The organism is Chryseobacterium sp. NG-CE01, from assembly GCF_055695505.1.
The window spans coordinates 2,261,813-2,286,637 of sequence record NZ_CM146369.1 but is presented as its reverse complement, the minus strand read 5'-3'; the positions used below and the strand labels follow the sequence as shown (position 1 = coordinate 2,286,637).

28 protein-coding genes and 3 tRNA genes are annotated in these 24,825 nt (G+C 37.3%); 2 read left to right on the top strand and 29 right to left on the bottom strand.

The features are described 5' to 3' along the window. Positions 1–100: 100 nt before the first annotated feature. Positions 101–1,426 carry a PDZ domain-containing protein gene (locus ACYT6F_RS10915; RefSeq protein WP_472597706.1) on the top strand — a complete coding sequence of 442 codons (1,326 nt, stop codon included), beginning with the start codon at positions 101–103 and terminating at the stop codon, positions 1,424–1,426. A 3-nt stretch (positions 1,427–1,429) separates the two neighbouring features. Further along, positions 1,430–1,954 (top strand): hypothetical protein, encoded by a 525-nt coding sequence (locus tag ACYT6F_RS10910; protein ID WP_472597705.1) that lies wholly within the window; start codon positions 1,430–1,432, stop codon positions 1,952–1,954. Here ACYT6F_RS10910 and ACYT6F_RS10905 read toward each other — a convergent pair. The 29 genes from ACYT6F_RS10905 to ACYT6F_RS10765 form a co-directional block, all read right to left on the bottom strand. Further along, positions 1,951–2,988 carry a L,D-transpeptidase gene (locus tag ACYT6F_RS10905; protein ID WP_472597704.1) on the bottom strand — a complete coding sequence of 346 codons (1,038 nt, stop codon included), beginning with the start codon at positions 2,986–2,988 and terminating at the stop codon, positions 1,951–1,953. The two genes, ACYT6F_RS10910 and ACYT6F_RS10905, sit on opposite strands and share 4 nt — an antisense overlap. 171 nt (positions 2,989–3,159) lie before the next feature. Continuing rightward, positions 3,160–4,194 (bottom strand): D-alanine--D-alanine ligase, encoded by a 1,035-nt coding sequence (locus ACYT6F_RS10900; RefSeq protein ID WP_472597703.1) that lies wholly within the window; start codon positions 4,192–4,194, stop codon positions 3,160–3,162. Next, on the bottom strand, positions 4,187–4,903 hold the full coding sequence (locus tag ACYT6F_RS10895) for an NRDE family protein (RefSeq protein WP_472597702.1): 717 nt from the start codon (positions 4,901–4,903) through the stop codon (positions 4,187–4,189). Before ACYT6F_RS10895 ends, ACYT6F_RS10900 begins: the two co-directional genes overlap by 8 nt. Then, positions 4,891–5,379 (bottom strand): DinB family protein, encoded by a 489-nt coding sequence (locus ACYT6F_RS10890; protein ID WP_472597701.1) that lies wholly within the window; start codon positions 5,377–5,379, stop codon positions 4,891–4,893. The genes ACYT6F_RS10895 and ACYT6F_RS10890 overlap by 13 nt, the downstream gene beginning before the upstream one ends. Further along, positions 5,376–5,777, bottom strand: a complete 402-nt coding sequence (locus ACYT6F_RS10885; RefSeq protein ID WP_472597700.1) for a DoxX family protein — start codon at positions 5,775–5,777, stop codon at positions 5,376–5,378. The genes ACYT6F_RS10890 and ACYT6F_RS10885 overlap by 4 nt, the downstream gene beginning before the upstream one ends. A gap of 2 nt (positions 5,778–5,779) precedes the next feature. Next, complete coding sequence (locus ACYT6F_RS10880; protein ID WP_472597699.1) at positions 5,780–6,211, bottom strand: DM13 domain-containing protein; 432 nt, start codon at positions 6,209–6,211, stop codon at positions 5,780–5,782. Positions 6,212–6,215: 4 nt separating this feature from the next. Continuing rightward, positions 6,216–6,665, bottom strand: coding sequence for a YHS domain-containing (seleno)protein (locus tag ACYT6F_RS10875; RefSeq protein ID WP_472597698.1), 450 nt, complete (start codon positions 6,663–6,665; stop codon positions 6,216–6,218). 55 nt (positions 6,666–6,720) lie between these two features. Then, complete coding sequence (locus ACYT6F_RS10870) at positions 6,721–6,987, bottom strand: hypothetical protein (protein WP_472597697.1); 267 nt, start codon at positions 6,985–6,987, stop codon at positions 6,721–6,723. Positions 6,988–6,990: 3 nt separating this feature from the next. Then, complete coding sequence (locus tag ACYT6F_RS10865; RefSeq protein WP_472597696.1) at positions 6,991–7,584, bottom strand: sigma-70 family RNA polymerase sigma factor; 594 nt, start codon at positions 7,582–7,584, stop codon at positions 6,991–6,993. A 142-nt stretch (positions 7,585–7,726) separates the two neighbouring features. After that, a tRNA-Asp gene (locus tag ACYT6F_RS10860) sits at positions 7,727–7,800 on the bottom strand. A gap of 30 nt (positions 7,801–7,830) precedes the next feature. Then, positions 7,831–7,904: transfer RNA gene (locus ACYT6F_RS10855), tRNA-Asp, on the bottom strand. Positions 7,905–7,934: 30 nt separating this feature from the next. Further along, positions 7,935–8,008 (bottom strand) — tRNA-Asp (locus tag ACYT6F_RS10850). 126 nt (positions 8,009–8,134) lie between these two features. After that, the gene (trxA, locus tag ACYT6F_RS10845) at positions 8,135–8,452 is read right to left on the bottom strand and encodes a thioredoxin (RefSeq protein ID WP_472597695.1); all 318 of its coding nucleotides are present in this window, start codon (positions 8,450–8,452) and stop codon (positions 8,135–8,137) included. Between the two features lie 82 nt (positions 8,453–8,534). Beyond that, the gene (locus ACYT6F_RS10840) at positions 8,535–9,710 is read right to left on the bottom strand and encodes a cysteine desulfurase family protein (RefSeq protein WP_472597694.1); all 1,176 of its coding nucleotides are present in this window, start codon (positions 9,708–9,710) and stop codon (positions 8,535–8,537) included. 115 nt (positions 9,711–9,825) lie between these two features. Next, positions 9,826–10,413 carry an HAD family hydrolase gene (locus ACYT6F_RS10835; protein ID WP_472597693.1) on the bottom strand — a complete coding sequence of 196 codons (588 nt, stop codon included), beginning with the start codon at positions 10,411–10,413 and terminating at the stop codon, positions 9,826–9,828. A gap of 92 nt (positions 10,414–10,505) precedes the next feature. Beyond that, on the bottom strand, positions 10,506–11,231 hold the full coding sequence (locus tag ACYT6F_RS10830; protein WP_472597692.1) for an SDR family NAD(P)-dependent oxidoreductase: 726 nt from the start codon (positions 11,229–11,231) through the stop codon (positions 10,506–10,508). 4 nt (positions 11,232–11,235) lie between these two features. Next, entirely contained in the window at positions 11,236–12,552 is a 1,317-nt protein-coding gene (locus tag ACYT6F_RS10825; protein ID WP_472597691.1) for an FAD-binding oxidoreductase, read from the bottom strand. Further along, the gene (locus tag ACYT6F_RS10820) at positions 12,549–13,436 is read right to left on the bottom strand and encodes a decaprenyl-phosphate phosphoribosyltransferase (RefSeq protein WP_472597690.1); all 888 of its coding nucleotides are present in this window, start codon (positions 13,434–13,436) and stop codon (positions 12,549–12,551) included. The genes ACYT6F_RS10825 and ACYT6F_RS10820 overlap by 4 nt, the downstream gene beginning before the upstream one ends. A 105-nt stretch (positions 13,437–13,541) precedes the next feature. After that, on the bottom strand, positions 13,542–14,231 hold the full coding sequence (locus ACYT6F_RS10815) for a YiaD family glycine zipper/OmpA-like lipoprotein (protein ID WP_472597689.1): 690 nt from the start codon (positions 14,229–14,231) through the stop codon (positions 13,542–13,544). 44 nt (positions 14,232–14,275) lie between these two features. Next, entirely contained in the window at positions 14,276–14,770 is a 495-nt protein-coding gene (locus ACYT6F_RS10810) for a hypothetical protein (protein WP_472597688.1), read from the bottom strand. Between the two features lie 126 nt (positions 14,771–14,896). Continuing rightward, complete coding sequence (locus ACYT6F_RS10805) at positions 14,897–16,573, bottom strand: S8 family serine peptidase (RefSeq protein ID WP_472597687.1); 1,677 nt, start codon at positions 16,571–16,573, stop codon at positions 14,897–14,899. Between the two features lies 1 nt (position 16,574). Continuing rightward, positions 16,575–17,192 (bottom strand): WbqC family protein, encoded by a 618-nt coding sequence (locus ACYT6F_RS10800; RefSeq protein ID WP_472597686.1) that lies wholly within the window; start codon positions 17,190–17,192, stop codon positions 16,575–16,577. Between the two features lie 113 nt (positions 17,193–17,305). Continuing rightward, entirely contained in the window at positions 17,306–18,943 is a 1,638-nt protein-coding gene (lepB, locus tag ACYT6F_RS10795; protein ID WP_472597685.1) for a signal peptidase I, read from the bottom strand. A gap of 110 nt (positions 18,944–19,053) precedes the next feature. Continuing rightward, positions 19,054–19,755 (bottom strand): 4-hydroxy-tetrahydrodipicolinate reductase, encoded by a 702-nt coding sequence (gene dapB, locus ACYT6F_RS10790; protein ID WP_472597684.1) that lies wholly within the window; start codon positions 19,753–19,755, stop codon positions 19,054–19,056. A gap of 147 nt (positions 19,756–19,902) precedes the next feature. Beyond that, positions 19,903–20,544, bottom strand: a complete 642-nt coding sequence (locus tag ACYT6F_RS10785; RefSeq protein WP_472597683.1) for a DUF5683 domain-containing protein — start codon at positions 20,542–20,544, stop codon at positions 19,903–19,905. After that, positions 20,545–21,435, bottom strand: coding sequence for a ParB/RepB/Spo0J family partition protein (locus ACYT6F_RS10780; RefSeq protein ID WP_472597682.1), 891 nt, complete (start codon positions 21,433–21,435; stop codon positions 20,545–20,547). A gap of 36 nt (positions 21,436–21,471) precedes the next feature. After that, positions 21,472–22,245 carry a ParA family protein gene (locus ACYT6F_RS10775; RefSeq protein WP_169232622.1) on the bottom strand — a complete coding sequence of 258 codons (774 nt, stop codon included), beginning with the start codon at positions 22,243–22,245 and terminating at the stop codon, positions 21,472–21,474. A 163-nt stretch (positions 22,246–22,408) separates the two neighbouring features. After that, positions 22,409–23,236 (bottom strand): energy transducer TonB, encoded by an 828-nt coding sequence (locus tag ACYT6F_RS10770; protein WP_472597681.1) that lies wholly within the window; start codon positions 23,234–23,236, stop codon positions 22,409–22,411. A 263-nt stretch (positions 23,237–23,499) separates the two neighbouring features. Beyond that, on the bottom strand, positions 23,500–24,786 hold the full coding sequence (locus ACYT6F_RS10765) for an adenylosuccinate synthase (protein WP_029296742.1): 1,287 nt from the start codon (positions 24,784–24,786) through the stop codon (positions 23,500–23,502). Positions 24,787–24,825 lie beyond the last annotated feature (39 nt).

Here is a 24,825-nt window from a genome sequence, read left to right as displayed (position 1 = left end):
AATTCATCTATCGGATTAATTATTTAAAAAATACTCAAGCATTCTTAAAATTAAGAATGCTTTTTCATTATCATTCAGATAAAATGATTAAATTCAATACATGAAACTGTTGCGTTTTTTATTGATTTTTTTCATGGGCATTTTTATCAACGCCCAAAACTCTTTTGAAATTCAGGACGGAAAAAAAATCGTCATTCCTTTTAAATTAATTAACAATCTTATATTTATTCCGATCAATATCAACGGTGCGGAACTTACATTCTTATTGGACACAGGAGTTGCCGAAACATCCATTTTCAGTCTTGAAAATAAAGAATTAAAACTCATAAACATCGAAAAAATAAAGTTCTCAGGATTAGGGGGAGACAGAAATATCGACGGATTCCGATCGGAGAATAATATTGGGATAATCGGAAAAAACTTTGTGAATGACTCTATGACCGTATATATTATTATGGATCAGGACTTCAATATTTCTTCCCATGTCGGAATTCCCGTCAACGGTATCATAGGCTATCATTTTTTTAAGAATCATCCGGTTATGATCGACTATATATCTAGAAAAATCACCATTTATAAGGATGAAAATCTTTTTAGAAAAAAGACAAGAAACTTCAGTGAGTTTGACATCAGTATTGAAAAAAATAAACCTTATGTTTTTGCTGATATTGAAATGACAACGGAAAGGAAAAGCTCAAAGCTTTTGATCGACCTTGGAAATAGTGATCCGATCTGGCTTTTCCCGAAACTGATAAAGGATTTTGTCTATAACCGTCCTAATATTGATGATTTTCTGGGAAGAGGTTTTAATGGGGATATTTACGGAAAAAGAAGCCGGATTCACAATTTTTATCTTGGTGATTTTAAATTTGAAAAACCTCTTACGGCAATGCCCGATGAATATTCTATCCAGCATGTGAGTCTGGTTGAAAACAGGAAAGGCTCTGTCGGAGGTGATATCATGAGACGCTTTACGGTAGCTTTTGATTATCCTGGCGGAAAAATTTATCTTAAAAAAAACCGGAACTATGACGATCCTTTTCACTTCAATATGAGCGGACTGGATTTCAGACAGGACGGAATGGAATGGACGAAAGATGTAGTAAACCTGCCAACCAAAAGTCAAAGTAATCTTTCAGGTGGAACTGAAGTGTTCAGCAGCAGCCTGCAATACAATTTTATCCTGAAACCGATCTTTTCAATTGCCGGGGTACGGAAAGATTCGCCCGGAGCAAAAGCTGGATTACAGAAAGACGACCGCCTTATCAGCATTAATGGCAAGAAAACTGCAGATATGACCTTACATAAGATTTTAGAAATTATGAAGTCTGAAGAAGGAAGAACGATAGAGATGGTCATTGTACGGAAAAACAAAGAACTGTCACTGCGTTTTACTTTGGAAGATCCTATCCCTTATCAAGAATAATATATGAATACAGAAGAAACAACAATAGACAAAATACGAACAAGGCCGCGATTTACGATGTTTACGCATCTTACTAAAGAAGAATATGCGGAAAACCTTAAGAAATACCTTGCTGAACATAAAGATGAGTTTTCGGGAAACATCAATAAGGAAGTCGCTACTATTTGTGTAGAGACCGAATATGAAGGCTACTGGAAACCACGGCTTTCCCTCCGCGTGGAAACAGAAGATGACCAGACTTCGATACGGGGTATTTTCGGCCCGAGTTCCGCCGTCTGGACATTTTTCATGTTTCTTTATTTTTCTTTTTCCATTCTCTGGATGGTGTTTTTTTCTATGTATTATGTAGAAAATCAAATCAATAGCCATGAATTTCCGTGGGCACTCAATGCTTCTTTCCTCATGCTGCTGTGTATTGTCATTACCTATGCCGCAGCAAGATTCGGGCAGCATAAAGCTAAAGATGAAATGTTAAAACTCAGGAGATTTGCTGAAGAGTCTACTTTACAGTTTGAAAAAAAAGATTAGGGCTCCACGGTTCTGGTGGTTTGAGGCATTTGCTGCAGCACGGCCTTGGCTGCTTTGATGGAGTCTACCACCTTTTCCCTGTTGTCCTGCTCTTTCAATATCTTTTCAATATTGGGTTCGATCATTTTTGTCATTTCTTCAACAGAAACATTGTTGGAATTGGGATCATTAAGCAGCTTTCTCCAAGGCTTACGCTTTCCCCACGGATAATCCCCGTATACCAAAACAGGTGTTCCTTTTGCTTTGGTGGTTGCTCCCCCCGGATTCAGAACCCAGGTGTCTGCATAGCCATACAGCCATTTTGCATCATTCATCAGTAATCGTAAACAGGAATGCGAGGCAGGATATCCCGGCAGATCATATTGGTGCCACCCTATCCCATCAAGATTGAAAATATTAAAATTATAAGGCAGCTTCCACTCACTGCTTACGGTAGAAATAGCAAGCTGTTTTTTCCAGTTGGCAAAAGTAAGTCCTGTTTTTGTTTTGGCCGATTTTTTTCCCATACTTGTAGGACCCCATTTTACAAGACTCCCGTTGGAGTAAACACCATATGCCTGGATGGGATAAGAAAAAACAACGAATTTTTTCACCGGACTTAAAACATCAATTTGCATGGGAAACGGAGAATATTCCATTAACGTAGTATCAACTTTCGCCGGAACAACAAGCGTGTCTGCATTCCACTTGTTTTTAGAATCAAGCCTGTTTAAGGCAAGAATAGCATAACGTTCTTTTTCAGTATATTTTTTATTGAATAAAACGAAAAGCGAATCTCTCACTTTTTTATCTTTAGGAAAGATATAGGCATTGTAAAAGCCGTATTCCTGCATTGCAGGAGGTAATGACTCTTTCTGTACAACAGAGTCTTTTTTTTCCGTTAAAGAATCTTTTTTCTCAGAATCTTCAGTTATGGATGAAGCTGTATCATTGATTTTGTCGCTGACTTTTTCGATTTCTTTTTTACAGGAAACCACTGTTAGAGCTATAAATAATGTATAAAGAAATGATTTTTTTTTCAGTATGTTTTTCATAAATAAAAGTACCCGAATAGTTTTGCTATTCAGTACAAATATCAGACCTAAATCCGAATAATAAAAATCCGGATATAAAATACCGTAAAAAAACGGAGCCTTTACGAAAAATATCTCCATGTCTTTTATTAAAGATGCACAGCCATCATTCTTTCAGGAATATTCAGCCTTTTATGATGTCAGAAACGGATTAAACTCTTTTAGTATTTTCCAGCATTCTTCAATATTGGTAAAATGATGGCCCCTTTTTTTGTTAAACTTTGCAATTCTATACATATAATCCCAGTGCTTCATAATTTCTTTTACCGCGAAAAAATAAGAGTGTCCGGGATCATAGATAAAAGTAGGTTCAGATGCTGCTCCGTTTAATTCTATAATTTTAAAATTTTCTCCTTTTTCAAGTTCTTCCCACGTATTAAATTTTACATCAAATCGTCCGTAATGAAACCCTTTTACCGATGAGCAGATTTCATTAAACAATTCCGTTAACTTTGATGATATTTTGCATGATGCATCGTAAAAAGTCGCACCTCTGGCGTGATTCCCGATACTGCTTACGAGTAATTGTTCATTTTCGTTGGGAATACAGTTTCCGTTACGCTCACCGTCAAGAAAAATTTCGGAATAAAATGCATGATACCGGAGATTATATTTTATAAGCTCCTTTAAAGTTTGCCTGCCATCTCCTGTAACCATGATGCCCTTTTTTTCTACAATGCCGCTGATAAAACCTTTTTTCTCATGAGGAAATCTGATGTAGAACACTCCAATTTCATTCGGAAAATCAATATATTCTTCCAAAAGTAAATCTTCATTTCCATAATCCCGAAGATATCTTTTTCCATTTTCCCGGGTTCTTATTAATTCGACATTTCTACCTCTGCATCCATTGTTAGGTTTTAAAATAACAGGGTAATTCAACTCATTTTCCTTAATAATATTTTCAAGTGCATCATGAGTTGTCCCGCTTGTTACAAGGAAAGATTTCGCCCTGTACCTTTGCGGTAAAAGCTGATTGACGAAATGTTTATCTTCCAGCGTCATTCCTCCATGAACGATTGCTGGATTCACCGCTTTAAAAAAACCGAAAGAACGGGACTTCAGACTGATCCAAAAATAATAGAAGATACACGGAAGATATACAGCCCACATGGGCCAGAATTCCCAGTGAGTAAGCCGGTACCATTTGTATCGTAACTTAAACAAAGCTTCTCTTTTCAATTTTTTTATGTTGTATTGTGTTTTCTGTAAGATCGTGATATGCAAAGTGAATCTTATCTTGTTTAATAATGAGCTGTGTGATACTTACGGTAAGAAATTCTTCTTTTATTGATAAATCTATTTCAGGCTCTTTTTCTATCTTATGTCTTTTGTGAAAATTAAGTATTTCCCCGGATTCTATATTTCTATTAATCTGAAATCTTCTGAAATCTTTTTCCCTGTCATGTTCAATATTGTCATTGTATAATGTTTTGGAAGAAAGCAGATGGCTTTCATTCTGATTTAAGAAAATTTCATGTTTAACTGTTCCGTCCCAAAGCAGTCGCATTAATTTTCTATCAAAGAAAACCAATAACTGAAAAGGTTCTATTCCCGACAAGTCATATTCCCGGAAAGCCTGCAAAAAATTCCTGCTTTTAACAATATCCAAAAGTACGATTCCTCTGCTTTTTTTATATGGCGGATTGCTTGTGTGTTTTTTAAAAGCCCCGTTTAGAAGAATGGCTGCATTTCCTTTTTCATCAGCGGCAAACCATGTTCCTGATGCTTTCTTATCTTTAGGAAAATACAGGACATGATCATTCTCCAGCGCCAGAATATTTGGAAATATGGCTTTCTCACGGTCTTTTTTTTCGTCCCTGTTTGAGGTAAAGATGATGACGTCTTTAGTTTTAAAGTAGCTTACTGTGCACATGCAAGTCTGAATTTAATCGTTGAAGGCGCCACGCCGAAATTTTCCGGTATATTTTCCCATTCAAATTCTTTAAGCGCCACTTTAATTAGTGCCTGATGATGAATTCCATGTTCAAAACAATACAGCAATTCACGAAAATAGGTCGTTTTAAGTTCCTGTTCGTTGTTTGCATGATCGTGCAGTATGCAAATCAGCTCTTTATCTTTTTTATCGATTTCAGCAGCGACTTTTTCAACAGTACAGAGCATTTCTCTCACACTTTCTTCAAGGGTCTGATTTCTTTTTCTGTTTTCGAAGGAAAATCTTCCGGAAGAATAGCCGGCCAGCAGCACTTCATACATTTCAAGAATATGCCTTACGTGTTGTCCTATCGAGCTTCCAAAAAGATATTTGCTTTCTCTTGTATATAACTGAACTGAAACAGGACTCAATATCTGTGACAATTCATAAAGATTATTTTCAATACTTTTTATCATTTGGTGACAGCCATTTTATTTTTAGAAAATATTGATAAAATCTGTTTTCTATGAAGTATAATTAACAATGTACAAAATACAGCTACTGTTACGGCCAGATAAAAAAGTTTTCCGCCGTCATGCTGCACATTGATGCCTAATTCTGTCACATGAAATTTAATAGCACCCAGCATCAGTCCTAATCCCAGGCCCGCTCCGTAAACAGTTGTTCGCGGTATTAAAATAAGAATGGAAGCAATAAGCTCTAAAATCCCGATTCCTATTCTTCCGTAAGGTTCCATGCCTATTTTTGAGAATATATATACGGATTCAGGTGCCGCCGAAAATTTAAAATAAAGTGTTTGCAGCATAATGATTACGGGCACTAACCTGAATACCCAGTTTACAATTTTTTTCATGTTTAATTTTTTTGAAGTAATGCGTATGAGAACATATGATTGTATTGCTGACAGTGTACTACAGCGTATTTATAATTATCTAAATCAGGTTTGGTTGCAAAAGTATACACCTGACCTCCATTCACCGATTTTAGTTTTCCCAGTGAAATAAAATTGTTGGGCTGTTGCTCAGTACTTACATATACATAAAGATCCGGTCCGTTGCTTACTGAAAAATCTTTATCAAAAGCCAGTGTATAAACACCGTCTTTTTCATAAATCTCTGCCTTACCGCCAATATTGTTTCCGTACGGTCCTTTCATAAATTCTCCGGAGGAAATAAGCTTTGCGTTTTCCGGCGCCATTTCCATAAGATCTTCTGTGGAAGTGTTTTCTCTTACACAGCTTTGAAGAAAAAAGCCTGCTGCAAGAATTAGGATAATTTTTTTCATCATTTGTTTATTTTGTTGTAAATTTTTTCCAGTTCTTATCTGCTTTTATGATAAGATTCTTTTCATCTTTGTTCCAGCTGGTCAGTGTATTGTTGAAGAATTTATTATAAAAAAGATACAGTTTGCCATTTGTTATTTTGTAGGTTTTAGGATTAATATCAACTTTCTCCCCGTAATCTCCCATAGCAAAAGCACAATATCCCCCATACTGCGGCAGATATTTCCCGGGCTCTTTCTGAAATTTAGCTTTGTTTCCGGGATTTGCAAAATAGTATTCAGTATCCTGGTATTTTACGGAATTTTTAGATGAACCCTGCTGAGGACTTCCCGAAAAATAACTTACCACATCATAACCGTAGTTGGCTACTCCGTTTTGTTGGTTGATATTCTTTGCTGATTGTGCAAAGCCTAAACTACTTATAAACAGCAGAACAGGAATTAAGAATTTTGTTTTCATTGCTTTTTTTAATTTTTAAGCTTAGACGAAACAAAATCGTATTCCTTACATCAGTTTACAATTTTTTTAAATTTTCTTTTATTCTGTCCTTCAATTCCGGTGATGCTTTAGTTGCTTTTTCCGAAAAATCTGCATGAAAGTGATGGTGCAGCGCTTTATCCATCACCTTTGTCTGTTTTCCGAAATTTCTGCAGCATTTGCAGAAAGCGATATGAAACTTCATCTTCAGCCATTCGGAAACAGACAAAGAAGTTTCTTCAGATTTGACAATGTTAAGAGAAGTCTCTTCGCAGTTGTGTAAAAGGTTGTTGATAAATTCCATACGTTACAAAGTAATTTCATTTTTTTCAAGACAGCTTCTCAGGAGTGTTTTAGCCCGAAAAAGAAGCACCCAGTAATTAGACGACGTAATATTGAATTCCTTACAAATTTTTTCAGCATCTTCATCCAGCATGTAATTGGCAACAAAGACCGGCCTTAGTTTTGATGGCAATTTCTGCAGGCACAGATCCATTATTTTATAGAATTCTTTGCTTAAAATATAATCATCAGTACTCTCCGACAGATAATTTTTATTAATATCCTGTTTCCATCTGCCATAATTCCCCTGATTGAAAAAGGCATTTTCGAATGAATCTTCCGTTTCATCCAGATAAGCATCGTAGCTTTGGCTGCTGTTGCTTTTTTTCCTGTAATAATCGATGATTTTATTTTTCAGAATGCTGGTAAGCCATGTCTTCACCGACGATCTTTCTTCAAACGTTGCGGCATTTTTAAAGGCTGCCAAAAAAGTATCCTGTACAATATCTTCTGCATCTTCTTTGGAATTTACTCTGGTTATGGCATAGCTGTAAAGAAAATCGGCAAATGCATCCACCCACTCTTCGGGCGCTAAACCGGAATTTCTGTTTTTCATCATTTGTTCTGTTTAGATACCACAAATATAATAGAAAAACTTTAAGATTGCTGTTCAAAATTAGGCAGTTGTTCTATGTTTAAAATTAGTGTACGGATATAAATAAAAAAAGTCATCAAATTAATTGATGACTTTACAATTGCTGCGATCCGGACGGGACTCGAACCCGCGACCTCCGCCGTGACAGGGCGGCATTCTAACCAGCTGAACTACCGGATCAATTTTTTAAAGAAACTGATAAAACTTCTGCGATCCGGACGGGACTCGAACCCGCGACCTCCGCCGTGACAGGGCGGCATTCTAACCAACTGAACTACCGGATCAATTTTTTAAAGAAATTGATAAAACTTCTGCGATCCGGACGGGACTCGAACCCGCGACCTCCGCCGTGACAGGGCGGCATTCTAACCAGCTGAACTACCGGATCAATTTTTTAAAGAACGTTGTTTCTTTTTTGTGATTGCAAAACTACAACTTTTTTCCTTACCTGCAAATTATTTTAGAAAAAAAAGCCTCCCAAGAGTGGAAGGCATTCATTATCAAACTTATTATTTTATAAGTGTGCGCTTAGTTTTTCAGCGATTACATGTTTTGGAGCTACACCAACTAATTTGTCAACCACTTCACCATTCTTAAAAATAAGAACCGTAGGGATATTTCTGATACCATATTGCATTGAAATTTCCTGATTGTTGTCTACGTCTACTTTTCCTACTACTGCTTTTCCTTCAAAGTCTGTAGCAACTTCCTCGATGATTGGTCCCAGCGTTCTGCAAGGCCCGCACCATACTGCCCAGAAGTCTACCAATACCGGCTTATCTGATTTTAAAACCGTTTCCTGAAATGAGCTGTCTGTAATTTCTAAAGCCATTTTAATTTCTTTTATTTAATTAATATTATATTCTTGTTTACTGTAAACTGATACCCAAAATTACGCCATTTAAGCAATATAGCTATCTATGCTCAACATTTGTATTTTCTATAACAAAATCTTTAGAAATTTCGTGCAGAGCATCGGCCAGAGCATCTATATCTTGTGTAGTAGTCATATGGCTGAATGAGATACGCAAAGGTGTACAGTGATCCATCTCATCTTCAGATAAAACCATCATCATTACCATTGAGGGTTTTGAAGCTCCGGAAGAACATGCGCTGCCTTGGGAAATGGCTATGCCTTTCATATCCAGCTGAAGACCGATCAAAGGATTTTTATAGGGAAGCAAAGCGCTTAAAACCGTATATAAACTTGCGTATTTTTCCGAACTTCTGCCATTGAACTTAATACCGGGAACAGCTTCTGTAAGCGTTTTTACCGCATATTCTTTAATATTCTGCATGTGAAGCGCATATTCTTCAAGGTGATTTAGAGAAAGTTCAAGGGCTTTACCTAAACCTACAATTCCCGCCACATTTTCAGTTCCTGCCCGTAGGCTTCTTTCCTGAGGACCTCCGGTAATAATTCCTTTTAATCCGCTTGATTTTCTGATAAAAGCAAAGCCTACTCCTTTCGGCCCGTGAAATTTATGAGCGCTGCAAGATGCAAAATCAACCTGAATATCAGAAAAATCCAACTTCATATGAGCCATAGTCTGTACCGTATCGGAATGAAAAAGTGCATTATTAGCCTTACAAAGCTCTGCTACCTTTTTAATATCCGTGAGATTTCCGATTTCATTATTGGCATGCATCAGGCTAACCAGTGTTTTTTTATCTGAAGATTTCAGCAGTTCTTCCAGTTTTGCCAGATCAATGTCTCCTTTTCCGTCAGGACGTATATAGTTTACTTCTACCCCTTTTCTGCTTTTCATATCCAGAATACTTTCAGAAACACATTTATGTTCCAGAGGCGAACTTATAATCCTCTGTACTCCAAGATGTTCAACAGCAGATTTGATAATCATGTTATTGGATTCGGTACCGCAAGAGGTAAATATGATCTCGGCCGGGGTTACGTGAAGATATTCTGCAACCTGTCTTCTTACGTTCTCGATAAGAATTTTAGCTTCCTGCCCAAAACTGTGCGTTGAAGACGGATTTCCGAAATTCATTTTCATGGTATCAACCATTGCATCGATAACTTCTTCTGCAAGAGGCGTTGTGGCAGCGTTATCTAAGTATATTTTATTCATTTTACTTTGAAGATTTTATTTCTACGGAATCAGTTTATTACCGAAAAACACAGCATAAAGATTTATTTTTCAGCTGTGAAAGCCAAATCTTCATCCTGAATTTCATTTCCCAAAATTAGTGAAAAAATTGATAATGACCTTCATTTGCCCATTGAAGCATAGGTCTGTCTCCCGAGGTATCTCCGAAAGCAATGATTTTATCATATTTACGGTTGATGGTTTCTGCCTGTATACGGATGAGTTTTTCTTTTCCGTTGCAGTTTCTGCCTACAAAGTTACCGGTAAAAATTCCGTTTTTAAATTCTGCTTTTGTTGCTACTAGCTGCATTTGGAATGCTTCAGCAAAGGGTTTTGCCCAGATATCGAGCGAAGCGGTAACCAAAAGGCTTTCGGTGTTTTCCCTGTCAATATTCTGAATAAAATCCAATGCATTCTCCCGAATAATTTTGGGATAACAGTGCTCAAAAAACTGTCTGGATTTCTTTTCTATTTTTTCCTGTGTCTGGCCTTTAAGAATAGAACCGATAAAGCTTTTCTTCACCTTTTCGGCGTCTGCAAGTTTTAATTTAAGTAAAACAAAAAGCGGAATATGTTTCAGAAACTGTAATCTGAATTTTACAGGGTCGTAAAACCGCAGGTACATAAACATGGTGTCTTTGTACGTAAGGGTCCCGTCGAAATCAAAACAATACAATTTCTTCATTGATTTTTCTTTAATCTATATTAACGCAAATGTCGGAAAGATATTTTTAGGACTATTTAGTAAATAAATTTAAATGTTCTTAAATATATAAATTAGAGCTTCAGCTTTTTAAATATAAATTCAGGAATACTTCTGATGATAAGCATAATTAATCCCCATATTGGCAGTACATACACCACGTTTTTTTTCCTCTTATATGCCTGGAAAATATGTTCCGCAGCCTGGCTCGGGCTCGCCGTCAGTTTTGGATTCAAAGGAAGTCCTTCTGTCATTTTCGTAGCCATAAAACCAGGTTTTACGGTAAGGACGTGAACTTTTTTATCTGAAAGATAATTCCGGAGACCGCTCAGATAAGCCGTAAAGGCTGCCTTCGCACTTCCGTAGATAAAATTACTTTGCCGTCCGCGATCTCCTGCAACGGATGAAAGCCCAATAATGGTTCCTGATCTCCTGCTTTCAAATTTCTGTACAAAATAATTGAGGACCGGAACCAGTCTCGCATAGTTGATGTCGATAATCTTTTCTGTGTTTTTATTATCATACAACCCTTCTTCCGTACCGTCTCCTAAATATCCTGTAGCACAAAACAATAGGTTTGAATTAACGCGCTCGAATCTGCTGTAGTCTGTTTCTTTCATCAGATCAAGTTCGATAACTTCGGCCTGCTGAAGAAATTTCACATCAATATGCCTTGCAAATCTTTCGGTTGTTTCTACGTTTGAGGTGATGAGATAAATTTTTTCAAATTTTTCTCCCTGCTTCAGAGCTTCTTCTACAAATGCCTGTGCTACTTCCGATGTACTTCCTAAAACAATCATCCGGCTAACTATTATTTATGATTCTTTTGTGCTGTAATGACACAAACTTTGAACTCTGAACATTTTTTAAGTAATTGGTAAGCGATGATCTGCTCATGCTGTCTTTGGTAAGATAAATCTTTCCGTTGTACTCTTCTACAATATCATCAAGCCTGTCAATAAGTTTCTTTAGTTTTGAATTTACCTTAAAATCCAAGGCAAGAGAATATCCTTCAAAAGGAAAAGAATTGTAGGCTTCAGGATTTTCTTTCCCATACAGTTTTAAAACGGCCAGAAAAGAACCGTTTCCACTATTGGCGATTGTTTCAAGGATTTTTCTCATTCCTTCTTTGCCTTTCTCTTTCGGGATCATCATCTGGTATTGAATAAATCCGGATTTTCCGTAGATTTTATTCCAGTCTTTTACAAAATCAAGCGGATAAAAAAAGGTTTCGTAATCGATAAAATCCGTTACTTCTTTTTTCGACTGTTTCTTAAAGTAAAAATAATTAAAAATCTTAACAGTAAAAGCATTTAAAACAAATCCCGGAAAGTAAAAAGGGACTTTGGGTTCAAACTTTTTTTTCAGTCTGAGAGGCTGATCTCTGAATTTTTGAGGCAATTCGTGCTGGAAAGCATGTTCTCCTCTCATGAGGATACTTCTTCCTATGTTTTTGCCTTTCTGGAGACAGTCGATCCAGGCAACATTGTACGTCCAGCTTTCGCTTTCTTCGAAAAGCCTGAAAATTTCATCGAGATTTTCTGCTTTAATGCTCTCCTGACGAATGTAAGCTGTCTGAATATTTTTAAGTCTGAACTTTGCCGTAAGAATAATTCCTGTGAGTCCCATTCCTCCGATCGTTGCCCAGAATTTTTCTGAATTTTCCTGCCGGGAGCAGGTGATGATCTCACCCGTTTCAATCATTAATTTAAATTCAATGACATATTCTGAAAAACATCCTTCGGTATGATGATTTTTACCGTGAATATCTGAAGCAATTGCCCCACCCACCGAGACAAATTTCGTTCCGGGAGTTACATACAGGAAATACCCCTGCGGTACCGCAATTTCGAGGACATCAGAAAGCAAGACCCCGGATTCGCATTCAATAGTTCCGTTCAATCGGTCAAAGCTTATAAATTTATTAAGCTTTTTGGTTGAAAATATATGTTCTCCCAGTGAAGCATCTCCGTAGCATCTTCCGTTGCCTCTTGCGATCACTTCATTGTGGGTAAGTACAAACTCTTTTATTTTTTGAAAGCTGTCTTCAGACCGCATTTCCTTTTCCACAATAGGGTAATTTCCCCAATTGGTCACTTTCTGTATAAAATTCAGTTTCATTTTTTAAAATAAATTTGAATTAAAAATGCAGCGACCCACAATAATAGTGTAACCTGAATGTATCTGTCACGATATACAATCTTGGTTGGAGATTCTGTTCTGTTGTAAACCAGTGTCTGCTGTAAATATCTTAAAAAAGCAAAAACAACAAAAATCACCGTATAAAAAACCCGCTGATGAAACCTCGCCTGTACTTCAGGGGAAAGGGTAAACATTAAGTAACAAACAATAGCCAGAGTAACAGAAATGGAAAGTGCAATGTCTGCAAACTGAACATTGTATCCGTCCAAAGCTTTTCTTGTTTTACCTGAAACCTGTGCATTGATAAGCTCTCCTCTTCTTTTTCCGATAGCCAGTACTAAAGCAAGAACGAAAGTCAGTAAAATAGCCCATTGTGAAATGCTGATTCCGGTGGTGTAGCCTCCCGCTAAAACCCTGAGTACAAAACCCAGTGCAATAATGGAAATATCAATAATAGGAACATGCTTCAGCCTGAAAGTATACGCAATATTCATCACGAAATAAGCACCGATGATGGTGGCAAATTTCCATAGATTTTCCTGAAAATATGCCTGTGCAAGAAATACAAGTGCGACATCTGCTGCAATAAGTCCTATAAAAATAGCTATTGCCTTTGATTTTGAAACAGCACCACTGGCGAGAGGCCTTCTTCTTTTTTCAGGATGCTTACTGTCTGCTTCAATGTCATTATAATCATTCAGAATATAAACTGCGCTTGCTGCAAGAGAGAAAATGATAAAAGCGACAATACTTTTGGAAAGTAAATCGATGTTTTTAATATTGCCGGAGAAAAATAACGGAACAAAAACAAACAGGTTTTTTACCCATTGCTCTATACGGAGCAGTTTCAAATATTTCTTCATTTATGTTATTTCAAATACAAAAATAATAATTTTACAGAAGACCACCATAAAAATACAAAAATAACCGCAAAAGCGGTTATTAAAGAAAATATTTATATGTAATTACTATTGTCCGTTCTGTGCGTCGTTGATCATTTTCTCATTGGCAGTGATCGCAAACTCAACTCTTCTGTTTTTTGCTCTTCCCGCATCCGTATCATTCGAAGCTACTGGCATTGCCTCACCTTCTCCCTTAGCAAATAATCTGCCGGAAGCAATTCCTTTTCCCATTAAATAAGATTTTACAGAATTTGCTCTTCTTTCGGAAAGTGACATATTGTAAGAATCGGAACCTTTGCTGTCGGTATGTCCATAAATATTGATGTTGGTATCCGGATTATTGACAAGCACTTCTGCCAGTTTATCAAGATTAGTTTTAGCAGTAGCTGTAAGCGCAGAAGAATCAAAATCAAAGTTTACGATACTTTCATTTAAGGTAATTTTAATACCGTCTCCTACTCTTTCAACCTGAGCTCCCGGTAACGTTTCTTTAATCTCTCTGGCCTGCTTATCCATTTTAGAACCAATGACATTACCGGCTACACCACCGATCACGCCACCTAGAACTGCACCAATTGCTCCATTTCCTCCTCTTCCTACATTGTTTCCTAAAATCCCACCTATCACAGCTCCTGATGCTACACCTACTGCAGTACCTCTTTGCTGATGATTAGAGTTTTTTACGGCTTCACAGCTTGTAAGCAATAAAGCTGATGATAAAAAAAGACCTCCTATATATGTTTTTGTAAATTTCATTTCTTTTTAATTTTAATGTTAATTATTTAATTCCGGGGTCATGATTATTTCATTCCGGTTCTTTCAAAATTATAGACTACTTTTATATTTTCTCCGTCTAAAGGAATATTCTGTTCCAGTGAAAACTGATCTGTAGTCTGATTGGTAAGGGTTAGGGTATATCCTGCAGTATTTTGTTTTGCTTTAGTCCCTTCGGCGATCTTTTTAAAGTTAAAAGTATTTCCGCTTACCACATCGATTTTAATCGGCTGTGTAAAGCCTGCTCCACAAGTTCCTCCACCGTTAACAGTATAAGCACCAGTCCAGTTATTAGGAATCAATCTCCAGTGGCTTCCCACGAAACATTGAGCATCCATGCCATCGTCAAATGGTTTTACCTTGAACTGTTTATCATAGTTTACGCTGACAATCTGCCAGTCTCCTTTCATTTTAAGAAATTCTGATCTTTGATTTTGTGCTGTCTTCGCATTTTTAACTCCGGAACAAGATACTGCAAAAACTGTAGCTCCCAGCATCCCTGCAAATAGTAACTTTTTCATATTGTAGTTTATTATTTTTGTTAAAATAAAGTTACAAAAAACCGTGCCAAAAATATAAAATAGCAATAAAAAAAGTCCGAAAATTTCGGACTTTATATGATTACGGCTTAAATACAAGCAGATAAACTATTTTTTAACAGTCTTTTTTACGGATTTTGTAGCTTTTTTAGATGAACCTGATTTCCCGTTATAGAAATTAGAATATGCATACTCCGCAGCTTTTTTCAGGTCGATAACTCCTCCTGCTTGCGAGTAAGTGCCAAACTCATTTGTAGTACTCGGGTTGCTTGATTTAACTAAAGATTCAATAATCTGAGCAGGCGTAAGCTTAGGCATATAAGCTAATAAAACCGCTGCTGCTCCGGCCACTACCGGAGATGCCATGGATGTTCCCTGAAGGTATTTGTACTCACTGTGAGGAACTGTAGAATAAATTTCCTGACCTGGTGCAAATACGTTTACCATCTTTTTATTGTAATTGGAAAAACCAGCTCTTAACGCATCATTATCATTGGTGCTTGCTCCTACTACTAAAACGTTATCGACAAAAGGTTTTTCGTCTGTCGCATTTTTGAAATTTGTAGGATATGCAAGGTGTTCCGCAACATCTTCATTTTCATTACCTGCCGCTTTAACTAATAAAACACCTTTATCCTGGGCATATTTAAAAGCATCCCAGACTACATTTTTTCCGGGAGAAACCGGTTTTCCGAAGCTCATATTTAGAACTTTAGCACCGTTATCCACTGCATATCGGATGGCATTGGCGACATCCTTATCTCTTTCATCGCCGTTAGGAACCGTTCTTACCGACATGATTTTAGCAACTTTCGAAGCTATACCATATTGTATTTCAGATCCGTTGGGAAGTCCTGCAATAATTCCTGCAACGTGTGTTCCGTGCATTGCATCAGGTCCTTCATAATGATTATTGCCGTAGTTTTTCTCAGAATAATCGTCATAGTTATCGCCTACAATTTCTTTTCTTGGATCATAAGTAAGATCGTATTGTTTCGCCTGAGGACCTACTTCATCAAGAGCTTCTTTCATTTGCTCTCTCATTGTCTTTTCAAATTCAGCAGCAGTTTTCCCTTTGAATTCAGGGCTTTGAGCAACCTGAGCCAAAATCTGCGCAGCGATAGCATCTTTCTGCTCAGAAGGTTTGATGGCAGCTACATTCTCAGGTGTTACATTTTTGCCATTTAATAGCTTCACCATATTCGGGATCAGCTCGTTAATCATTGTATAAGTTTGAGCCCCTTGTTTCGCCTCAATACTTTTTTTAGCAAAAAGATCTTTTGATTTCATATACATTGCAAATTCTTCCGGCATTTTTGCCTGATTTGCCTTGTTTTTTGTAGAATCATCACCTTCAAAAATTGGCTTATATTTGGCAACCACACGGGTTACTTCCATATTATCAACATCAATATCGCCGTTTTTTCCACCGATGAAATTCCATCCGTGAACATCATCGATATATCCGTTTCCGTCGTCATCTTTTCCGTTGCCCGGAACTTCATTAGGATTTGTCCAGATATTTTTCACCAATCCCGGATGATCTACCTGAACTCCACTGTCTAAAACTCCCACTACAACCGTTTTAGGTTTAAGACCTTTGGATTCTAAATATTTATAAGCATTGTTTGTATTAACTCCATAAACTTTTGTAGCAGCAAAATCTTTATGATACCATGTCATAAGATCCTTATCTTTCATTGGATCAGAGTCCGCTTTAGCTTCCTGCGCATGCGAGAAGCCGAATCCCGCAAAAAAAACAGCGGCTAATAATATCTTTTTCATGTTAGTATGATTGTTTAATATTTTTAATATAAGTAAGAGATTCGGGTCCTTTGTTACAGATAAGATCTAAAATTGACAGATCTTTCAAGAAACCTAGCTTATCAGAAAACGTCTGATAATATTCTTCCATCTCAAATTCTGAAGGATCTTTTGCTGAAAACTTTTCCCTGAAATTAATCTCCATCGGATTTTTGATGTATTCTGTATTCAAAGAGTATGCCTTTTCTGTTTTAAGGATCTGCTGAATGATTTCGAGTGCTTTCAGGTTAAAATCCAGCAGGTTCTTTTCTTTAATATCAAAAATTTTCTTCAGCTTGTCTTCATAAAATTCGAAATAAGGAGAACTTTGGTAAGCTGTCTTAATGGACTTCCAATGAAGATTCTGCCAGTTTTCACGGTAAGAGATTTCGATATCTTTAAATTCTCTTTTGCCGTTATGAGCAATAGGAATAATTAACGATAGTTTACCGTTTGCCCCGTAAATATTGGCTCTGTTCCTGTAAGTCTGCTTCGGAAAACTTTCAAACTGTTCACATAAAATTTCGTTTTCAGGATTAAGAAATACTGAAAACCATGAGATCGGCGGTAAATAAAATACCGGAAGTAATACGTTGTTCATATCTATATTGCAAAAATGAAGTATTTCTTAAAATACTTCATTCTGTTTATTAGTTTATTTTTATGTTGACTTTATTTAAACTTTGTCAAAGATTTTCAACTTTGACAAAGTGGCTATAAGTCGTCCTCTTTTTTCTTTCTGAATAATTTTACAAAATACTCCCATCCGAAGAATAGGATAAGAATCATTGCTGCAATCCACCAGTAAGAAGTTTTGTTGGCTTCTCCCGTGTTTGTTGCTTTGAACATCCTGTCCCAACGAACTTTAAACGGAGCCTGGTATGAAGAAGAATTATCTGCAAAAGCGCCCTGAAGGCTCATCCAGGTGAACATCGGTTTCCCTACAATATTTTCTTCAGGAACAAAACCGAAGAATCTTGCATCTAAGGAAGCATCCCTGTTGTCGCCGACCATCATATAGTAATCCTGCTTAATCGTATACTGATTGCTTTCTGTCCCGTTGATGAATATCTTACCGTTTTTGTTTTCCAGCCTGTTGTGTTCATATTGGGAAATAATCCATTGATATTCCGGCAAAGTTTCCTGATTGATCGTAACTACATCCCCTTTTTTAGGAATTTTCAGCGGGCCGTACCAATCCTGGTTCCATGGTTTGTTGATCGGGAAAATAGATTGGGTAGTGTCGATTTTCTTTTTATTTTCATCTCTGTAAGCAACACCACTATATCCTTTTTCCTGAACTTCTTCTTTTATATCAATTACCTGAGGAAGTTTTTTTATTTCGGCAGCCATTCTGTCTGTTAGTCCCTGGAAACCGTAAATAAAACCACTATTTGTTTGCTGCTCTACAACAGGAAGAAAACCAAAAGTATTATATAAAGAAGGAATATCCAATTGACTACCCGTAGTCACAATATATCTGTGCTGAATTTCCTGATCTCCTAAAATGGTTTCCGGTTTTCCGTTGACAAACAATCTTCCTGCTCGCATTTCAAAAGTATCTCCTGCTACTGCCACACATCTTTTTACATAAGGATCTTTTCTGTCGATCGCCGTATGTACCGAATCCTGAGGATAGTTGAAAACAACCACGTCATGTTTCTGTGGCTTGTTGAACTGCAATATTCTTTCGTAAGGAAGTTTTACGGCTTCAACATATGATTTCGGGTCATCTTTAGGATTTCCTTTTTTACCGGCATCGAAGATTGTTCCCTGCAGGAACGGTATTGCCAGAGGACGCATCGGGAGTCTGTACCCATAACTCCATTTATTAACAAAAAGAAAATCTCCCACAAGTAAAGTTCTTTCCATAGATCCTGTAGGAATCCCGAAAGGCTGTGTTACAAAAACGTGGATAATGGTTGCAAAAACCACCGCAAATGTCACAGACCCCAGGAAAGAGTCTTTCTTTTTTTCATTTTTTTCTTCGTCTGTAAGGAATAATTCATTCTCATCTTCCAACTCTACATCTTTACTGTAATTAACAGTTGCCATGTAGATAAAGGGAAGAATTACAGTAAGAAACTGATCTTTGAAAAGCGTTTTTCCGAATTTTTTCATCAAATACAAATGAAACACAGACATCATGATTGGTCCTACGATCGGTAAATACGACAGAATAGCCCACCATTTCGGATGCTTGGTTTCTTTTAAAATGATAAAATAATTGTAAAAAGGGATAAAAGCGAAGAGCGGATTGTACCCCAGCTTTTTGAACAGCTTCCAGGTTGAAACTCCCATCAGTACAGACAAAATGAGAACGTAAACTGTATAAGTTAAAAAATAATTCATAAATTTTTGTGCCTAATCTATAATATAAGTAATGAGTAATGGGCAAAGAGTAACTTTTATTGCAGACCATTACTGCTAATTAGTTTGCAATGTAGGAATTTTGTTACAAATTAAAGTCCCAAAACATCCTTCATCGTGAAATTTCCTTTTTTATCTTTAATCCATTCTGCAGCGACTACTGCTCCGAGAGCAAAACCATTTCGGTTAAAAGCAGTATGCTTGATCTCAATTTCATCCACTTCGCTTCTGTAGAATACGCTGTGTGTTCCGGGAACTTCATCTTGACGAACGGCAAAAATACCTAATTGGCTTCCTTCGGTTTCTTCCAGCTTCCAGGAATTGAATTTCTGATTATTTTTAAAAATACCTTCTGCAATGGAAATGGCTGTTCCGCTGGGTGCGTCTTTTTTGTGAACGTGGTGAATTTCCTCTAACTGACAGGAATATTCATCTACGTTTTTCATCAGATCTGCAAGCTTTTCATTTAGGGCAAAAAATAAATTCACTCCCAAACTGAAGTTGGAGCCATATAAAAATGCTGTTTCATTCTGAACAGCAAGTTGCTCAATTTCCGCTTTTTTTTCCAGCCAGCCCGTTGTTCCGCAGATTACAGGAATTTGGTTTTGAAGACAGGCTTTGATGTTTTCATAGGCCACTTCCGGAAGGGAAAATTCAATGACAACATCCGGATTATTGAGATTTTCAGCAGTTGGTGTTTCTTTCAGCCTGGCAACAACTTCATGTCCTCTTTTAGTGGCAATTTCATCAATGATATTACCCATTTTACCATATCCAACTAATGCTATTTTCATAATTTTTCTATTTCTAAATTCTTTTTAACGCAAAGGTCGCAAAGATTTTTTTTAACTACTAATTGTTAAAATTCACAAAACCTTCTAATCAGTAAAGTACGCAATGATCCTAAACACAGGTTTTATTTACCTTTATCTGTTAATTATCTAAAACTTATAACTTAAACTGATGCCTGTTTTGGGAGATGCAATTCCGAACTGATCCTGAATAACAGCAGGCGTGAATGACAGGTCCGGATCGTGGCGGCTTTCGTAGAGATGGGCATCTACAACGGCATCTACAATATTCAGAATATAAATTAAGCCTGTGATAGCAATAGCATAATCCCGCTGTCTTTTAGCGCGGTCCTGGGCATTCCCCAGCGCTACTTTATCCAGCCAGGGATGCGTATCGACAAACTCATTGGGTGTCCCGTTGAGCTTTGCGATATAATACTCCCTGTATTTTCTGTATTGATTATCATTCCAGACGGCAATTCCGACTCCGGCTCCTACGGCTCCCCACACAATGGGAATTTTCCAGTATTTTTTATTGTAAAACTGGCCTAATCCCGGAAAGACAGCGGAATAGAGTCCTGCTTTTGTAGGGTTAAGTTTTAACGTTTTATTGGTCGGACCATTTGCCTTTTCGAGATCAGAGACAACATTTTCTGCTGTTTTCGTATTATTTTTTTCTACGGAGACACTGTCTTTCGGATGATATTCTACTCTGATGGTATCATTAGGATTCACCTGAGCAAAAACCGCCAAAGAAAGACACAGAAAAAATGTGAAAAGTAATTTTTTCATTTATTTAATATGGGATAAAATGTACTCCAGTTCGTCTTCATTTTTGAAGTCCAGAACAATTTTACCTTTTTTACCGTTTCCGGAGGTTTTGATTTCCACTTTTACATCCAGTATATCCGAGATCGTTTTCTGAGCTCTCTTATAATTGTTAGAAAGTTCTGCCTTTGCCCTTTTTGCCGCAGGCGACTTTGGATTTTTTAAAGCTGTAGCAGCCTGCTCAGCCTGACGGACATTAAGTTTCTCCTTGATGATAAGATCAAAAAGAATCTGCTGATGTTCTTCATTTTCAAGACTGATAATTGCTCTTCCGTGCCCTGCAGAAATTTCTCCGCTTCTGATGGCGTTCTGAATATCAGGATTTAACCTTAACAACCTGATAGAGTTGGTAATCGTACTTCTGTCTTTCCCGACTCTCTGGCTGAGATTTTCCTGCGTGAGACCAATCTCATCCATTAATCTTTGATAGGTTAATGCAATTTCTATGGCATCAAGATCTTCTCTCTGGATGTTTTCAACAAGAGCCATTTCAAGAAGTTCCTGGTCATTAACGAGACGGATATAGGCAGGAATTGTTTCCAGACCGGCTAATTTGCTGGCCCTGTAACGTCTTTCTCCCGATATGATTTCAAACTTCTCTCCATCTTTCCTTAACGTAATCGGCTGGATTACCCCTAAGTTCCTGATAGACTGGGCGAGCTCATTTAATGCTTTTTCGTCAAAATACGTTCTCGGTTGGGTCGCGTTCGGATAAATATCTTCTATTGAAATTTCAACGATATTTCCTACAAACTTGTCTGCTCCTTCATCAGTGGCAGAATTGATCGTTGCTTTGGATTCTGCACTCAGAATAGCGCCCAATCCACGTCCCATCGCTCTTTTTTTATCCTTCATATGTTCTTAGCTTTTAGCTTTACGGCTATTGGCCTTTTAATTCTTTACTAATTTTTCATTTTTCAGCAGAACTTCTTCTGCCAGCTGGATATACTGAACTGCTCCTTTGCTTTCTGCATCGTAATTCAGGATACTTTCCCCGAAGCTTGGCGCCTCGCTTAAACGTACATTTCTGCTGATGATGGTTTCAAAAACCATTTCAGGAAAATGTGCATTCACTTCTTCCACTACCTGATTAGACAGTCTCAGTCTGCTATCGTACATGGTAAGCAGCAGCCCTTCAATATCAAGATCTTTATTATGAATTTTCTGTACGTTTTTGATGGTGTTCAGAAGTTTTCCCAATCCTTCCAATGCGAAATACTCACACTGGATCGGGATGATTACAGAATCTGCTGCTGTAAGCGCATTTACGGTAATCAAACCTAAACTCGGCGCGCAGTCGATGATAATATAGTCATAATTGTCCCTAACACTTTGCAGGGCTTTTTTCAGCATATATTCTCTGTCTTCTTTGTCAACGAGTTCAATTTCTGCTGCTACAAGATCAATATGCGAAGGCACGATGTCGAGATTCGGCGTAGCCGTCTGCTTGATGCATTTTTCTGTTTCAACACTGTGCTCCAATAAATTGTATGTAGAATACTGAACATCATCCACTCCTAAACCGGAGGTTGCATTGGCCTGAGGATCAGCATCAATGATTAATATTTTCTTTTCCAATACCCCTAATGCTGCGGCTAAATTAACAGCTGTTGTTGTTTTTCCAACACCTCCTTTTTGATTAGCGATACCTATGATTTTTGCCATTCTTAGAACTTTAAGTTTCAAAAATACACATTTTTCCTTGCTATTAATGAACCGATAAAACGAAAAATGAGTTAAAATATTGTTAATAAGCCTTTTAACACTAAAAAAAATTATCCACAAAAAAAAATATTTGTGGATAACTGTTCAAGATCTGTTTTTATTTTTAATTATCGAACTTCATGGAAATCGGGAATTTAAAGTAGCTTCTTACCGGTTGTCCGTTTACTTTTGCAGGCACCCATTTTCCTTTAATACTTTTAATAGTCCTCATTGCTTCGCTGTTAAAATCCGCGTCTTTTCCGTCAGCTTTAATTCCTGAAATAGTACCGTCTTTTTCAACAATAAAAGTAACCATTGTTTTCATTACTTCCCCGGAATCAAATCCTGACCCGTCGAAGTTATTCATTACTTTATTTCTGAAAGAATCCAGACCTCCTACAAAACTTGCTTCTACGTCTACAACAGTAGGAATACCATTACCATCTAACGGTTTAACTTCTGGTCTCGGCGGAGCAGGTACTGATACAGGGCCCGTATTAATAGTAGGTGCTGTTGGAACATAATGTGGAGGAGCAGGATCTGCCTTGAAATTATTTACCAATCCAGCTACAGCGTCATCCGGAACTTCCTCAGTATTTGTATCCGGAGCATTTCTGGAAGGAGTTTTAACAGTGCTATCAAAAGTTCTAACTTCAGGTTTTAAAGGTTGAACCGGCGTTACTGTAACTGGAATTTCCGGAGTATCAACATTCTCTAATTTTATTGGCCCTGGATACTTACAAATAATTGTACTCTCACCTTCTGATTTAAAAGCGTTTGCAATTAAAGGCGTCAAAGAAACTGCCGCTAAAACGCTCACCCCAATAAAAAGGGCTTTTGTTAAAATTCTGTCTGATTCATTTCTTAAGACATAGGCACCGTATTGCTTGTTGCGGTGCTCGAAAAGAACTTCGTTAAAACGAAATTCCTGATTCTGATGCATGTGTTTCATCCTTTTTGATATTTAAATTGTTAATTGAGATTATCAGGTTATTACCTTTAATCCATGGTTATTAACCTAACATCAAAATTTCTGCCAATTGTTTGTTAAAAAATCAACATTTTTAAAAAATACCTATCAATATTAAAATTTAACCATGCTTCAAATAACAACCCTTTTTATCAAGATTTTCAATTTTTTGATTATCAATTAATTAGAATAAATAAAAAAAGACCGTCTTCTGACAGTCTTTTCAATTATTGTTGTGCTATTATTTAGAATAATTCTTTTCTAATGATGTTCTGACTTCTTTCAGGACCTACAGAAACAAGGTACACATTGATTCCCAAATAGTTTTCGATAAACTCGATGTATTTCTGTGCATTGTCAGGAAGTTCATCATAGCTTCTTGCTTTTGTGATGTCTTCTGTCCAACCCGGAAGATCTTGGTAGATGGCTTCGTAGTCGTATAATTTTGTAGTAGAAGAGGTGAAATAATCAATGATCTTTCCGTCTTCCGTTTTATAATGTGTAGCGATTTTAATCGTATCAATTCCGGTAAGAACGTCCAATTTGGTAATTACCAGGTTATTGATTCCGTTAATCATACAAGCGTGCTTTAAAGAAACAAGATCTAACCAGCCTGTTCTTCTCGGTCTTCCTGTTGTAGCCCCGAATTCGCCACCAATTTGTCTGATCTTTTCTCCTAATTCATTGTCTAATTCTGATGGAAAAGGTCCGTTTCCAACTCTTGTACAATATGCTTTAGCAACACCGATTAAGTTTTGAAGGGAAGTCGGCGGAACTCCTGCTCCGGTACAAACTCCTCCGGTTGATGGTGAAGAGGATGTTACGTACGGATAGGTTCCGAAATCGATATCCAACATCAAAGCCTGCGCTCCTTCAAACAATACGTTTTTACCTTCCTGGATGGCTTCGTTCAATTCCAGTTCCGTATCAACGATTCTGTCCTGAAGCTGTTTTCCGATCTCCAAATATTCGTTGTAGATTTCTTCAACATCCAGTGTAGGTTTATCGAAATATTTTTCGAAAAGAGAGTTCTTAATTTTTAAGTTTTTCTCAATTTTTTCTCTTAAAATCTCAGGGTTCAGAAGGTCTACCATTCTGATTCCCACTCTTGCGATTTTATCTTCGTAGCAAGGTCCGATCCCTTTTTTGGTGGTACCGATCTGCGTTCCTCCGTGTTCTTCTTCACGGTAGGTATCCAAAAGAATGTGGTAAGGCATGATGACATGCGCTCTTCTGCTGATGAAAATATGATCCGTTCTCAAGCCTTTGCTTTCGATCTGATTCACCTCCTTAATGAAAGATTTAGGGTTTACCACTACTCCGTTGGCAATGATACATTTCCCTTTGCACTGAAGAACTCCCGACGGAAGAAGGTGCAATACGAATTTTTCATCGCCTACATATACGGTATGCCCTGCGTTGTCTCCGCCCTGGAAGCGCACCACATAATCCGATTTCGCCGATAAAACATCCGTGATTTTTCCTTTCCCTTCGTCCCCGTACTGAAGACCTACAACTACGTAAGTTGACATATTTTACTTTTATTTTAGATTCATGCAAAATTACTTTTA

Excerpts from the sequence above, each read along its gene's own strand:
- ACYT6F_RS10785 (WP_472597683.1), bottom strand. The coding sequence starts at position 20,544 with ATGAAAAAATTACTTTTCACATTTTTTCTGTGTCTTTCTTTGGCGGTT.
- ACYT6F_RS10895 (WP_472597702.1), bottom strand. The coding sequence starts at position 4,903 with ATGTGCACAGTAAGCTACTTTAAAACTAAAGACGTCATCATCTTTACC.
- ACYT6F_RS10800 (WP_472597686.1), bottom strand. The coding sequence starts at position 17,192 with ATGAACAACGTATTACTTCCGGTATTTTATTTACCGCCGATCTCATGG.
- ACYT6F_RS10905 (WP_472597704.1), bottom strand. The coding sequence starts at position 2,988 with ATGAAAAACATACTGAAAAAAAAATCATTTCTTTATACATTATTTATA.
- ACYT6F_RS10840 (WP_472597694.1), bottom strand. The coding sequence starts at position 9,710 with ATGAATAAAATATACTTAGATAACGCTGCCACAACGCCTCTTGCAGAA.
- ACYT6F_RS10805 (WP_472597687.1), bottom strand. The coding sequence starts at position 16,573 with ATGAAAAAGATATTATTAGCCGCTGTTTTTTTTGCGGGATTCGGCTTC.
- ACYT6F_RS10910 (WP_472597705.1), top strand. The coding sequence starts at position 1,430 with ATGAATACAGAAGAAACAACAATAGACAAAATACGAACAAGGCCGCGA.
- ACYT6F_RS10875 (WP_472597698.1), bottom strand. The coding sequence starts at position 6,665 with ATGAAAACAAAATTCTTAATTCCTGTTCTGCTGTTTATAAGTAGTTTA.
- lepB (WP_472597685.1), bottom strand. The coding sequence starts at position 18,943 with ATGAATTATTTTTTAACTTATACAGTTTACGTTCTCATTTTGTCTGTA.
- trxA (WP_472597695.1), bottom strand. The coding sequence starts at position 8,452 with ATGGCTTTAGAAATTACAGACAGCTCATTTCAGGAAACGGTTTTAAAA.
- ACYT6F_RS10835 (WP_472597693.1), bottom strand. The coding sequence starts at position 10,413 with ATGAAGAAATTGTATTGTTTTGATTTCGACGGGACCCTTACGTACAAA.
- ACYT6F_RS10885 (WP_472597700.1), bottom strand. The coding sequence starts at position 5,777 with ATGAAAAAAATTGTAAACTGGGTATTCAGGTTAGTGCCCGTAATCATT.
- dapB (WP_472597684.1), bottom strand. The coding sequence starts at position 19,755 with ATGAAAATAGCATTAGTTGGATATGGTAAAATGGGTAATATCATTGAT.
- ACYT6F_RS10865 (WP_472597696.1), bottom strand. The coding sequence starts at position 7,584 with ATGATGAAAAACAGAAATTCCGGTTTAGCGCCCGAAGAGTGGGTGGAT.
- ACYT6F_RS10765 (WP_029296742.1), bottom strand. The coding sequence starts at position 24,786 with ATGTCAACTTACGTAGTTGTAGGTCTTCAGTACGGGGACGAAGGGAAA.
- ACYT6F_RS10830 (WP_472597692.1), bottom strand. The coding sequence starts at position 11,231 with ATGATTGTTTTAGGAAGTACATCGGAAGTAGCACAGGCATTTGTAGAA.
- ACYT6F_RS10780 (WP_472597682.1), bottom strand. The coding sequence starts at position 21,435 with ATGAAGGATAAAAAAAGAGCGATGGGACGTGGATTGGGCGCTATTCTG.
- ACYT6F_RS10775 (WP_169232622.1), bottom strand. The coding sequence starts at position 22,245 with ATGGCAAAAATCATAGGTATCGCTAATCAAAAAGGAGGTGTTGGAAAA.
- ACYT6F_RS10815 (WP_472597689.1), bottom strand. The coding sequence starts at position 14,231 with ATGAAATTTACAAAAACATATATAGGAGGTCTTTTTTTATCATCAGCT.
- ACYT6F_RS10870 (WP_472597697.1), bottom strand. The coding sequence starts at position 6,987 with ATGGAATTTATCAACAACCTTTTACACAACTGCGAAGAGACTTCTCTT.
- ACYT6F_RS10890 (WP_472597701.1), bottom strand. The coding sequence starts at position 5,379 with ATGATAAAAAGTATTGAAAATAATCTTTATGAATTGTCACAGATATTG.
- ACYT6F_RS10880 (WP_472597699.1), bottom strand. The coding sequence starts at position 6,211 with ATGATGAAAAAAATTATCCTAATTCTTGCAGCAGGCTTTTTTCTTCAA.
- ACYT6F_RS10915 (WP_472597706.1), top strand. The coding sequence starts at position 101 with ATGAAACTGTTGCGTTTTTTATTGATTTTTTTCATGGGCATTTTTATC.
- ACYT6F_RS10825 (WP_472597691.1), bottom strand. The coding sequence starts at position 12,552 with ATGAAACTGAATTTTATACAGAAAGTGACCAATTGGGGAAATTACCCT.
- ACYT6F_RS10770 (WP_472597681.1), bottom strand. The coding sequence starts at position 23,236 with ATGAAACACATGCATCAGAATCAGGAATTTCGTTTTAACGAAGTTCTT.
- ACYT6F_RS10820 (WP_472597690.1), bottom strand. The coding sequence starts at position 13,436 with ATGAAGAAATATTTGAAACTGCTCCGTATAGAGCAATGGGTAAAAAAC.
- ACYT6F_RS10810 (WP_472597688.1), bottom strand. The coding sequence starts at position 14,770 with ATGAAAAAGTTACTATTTGCAGGGATGCTGGGAGCTACAGTTTTTGCA.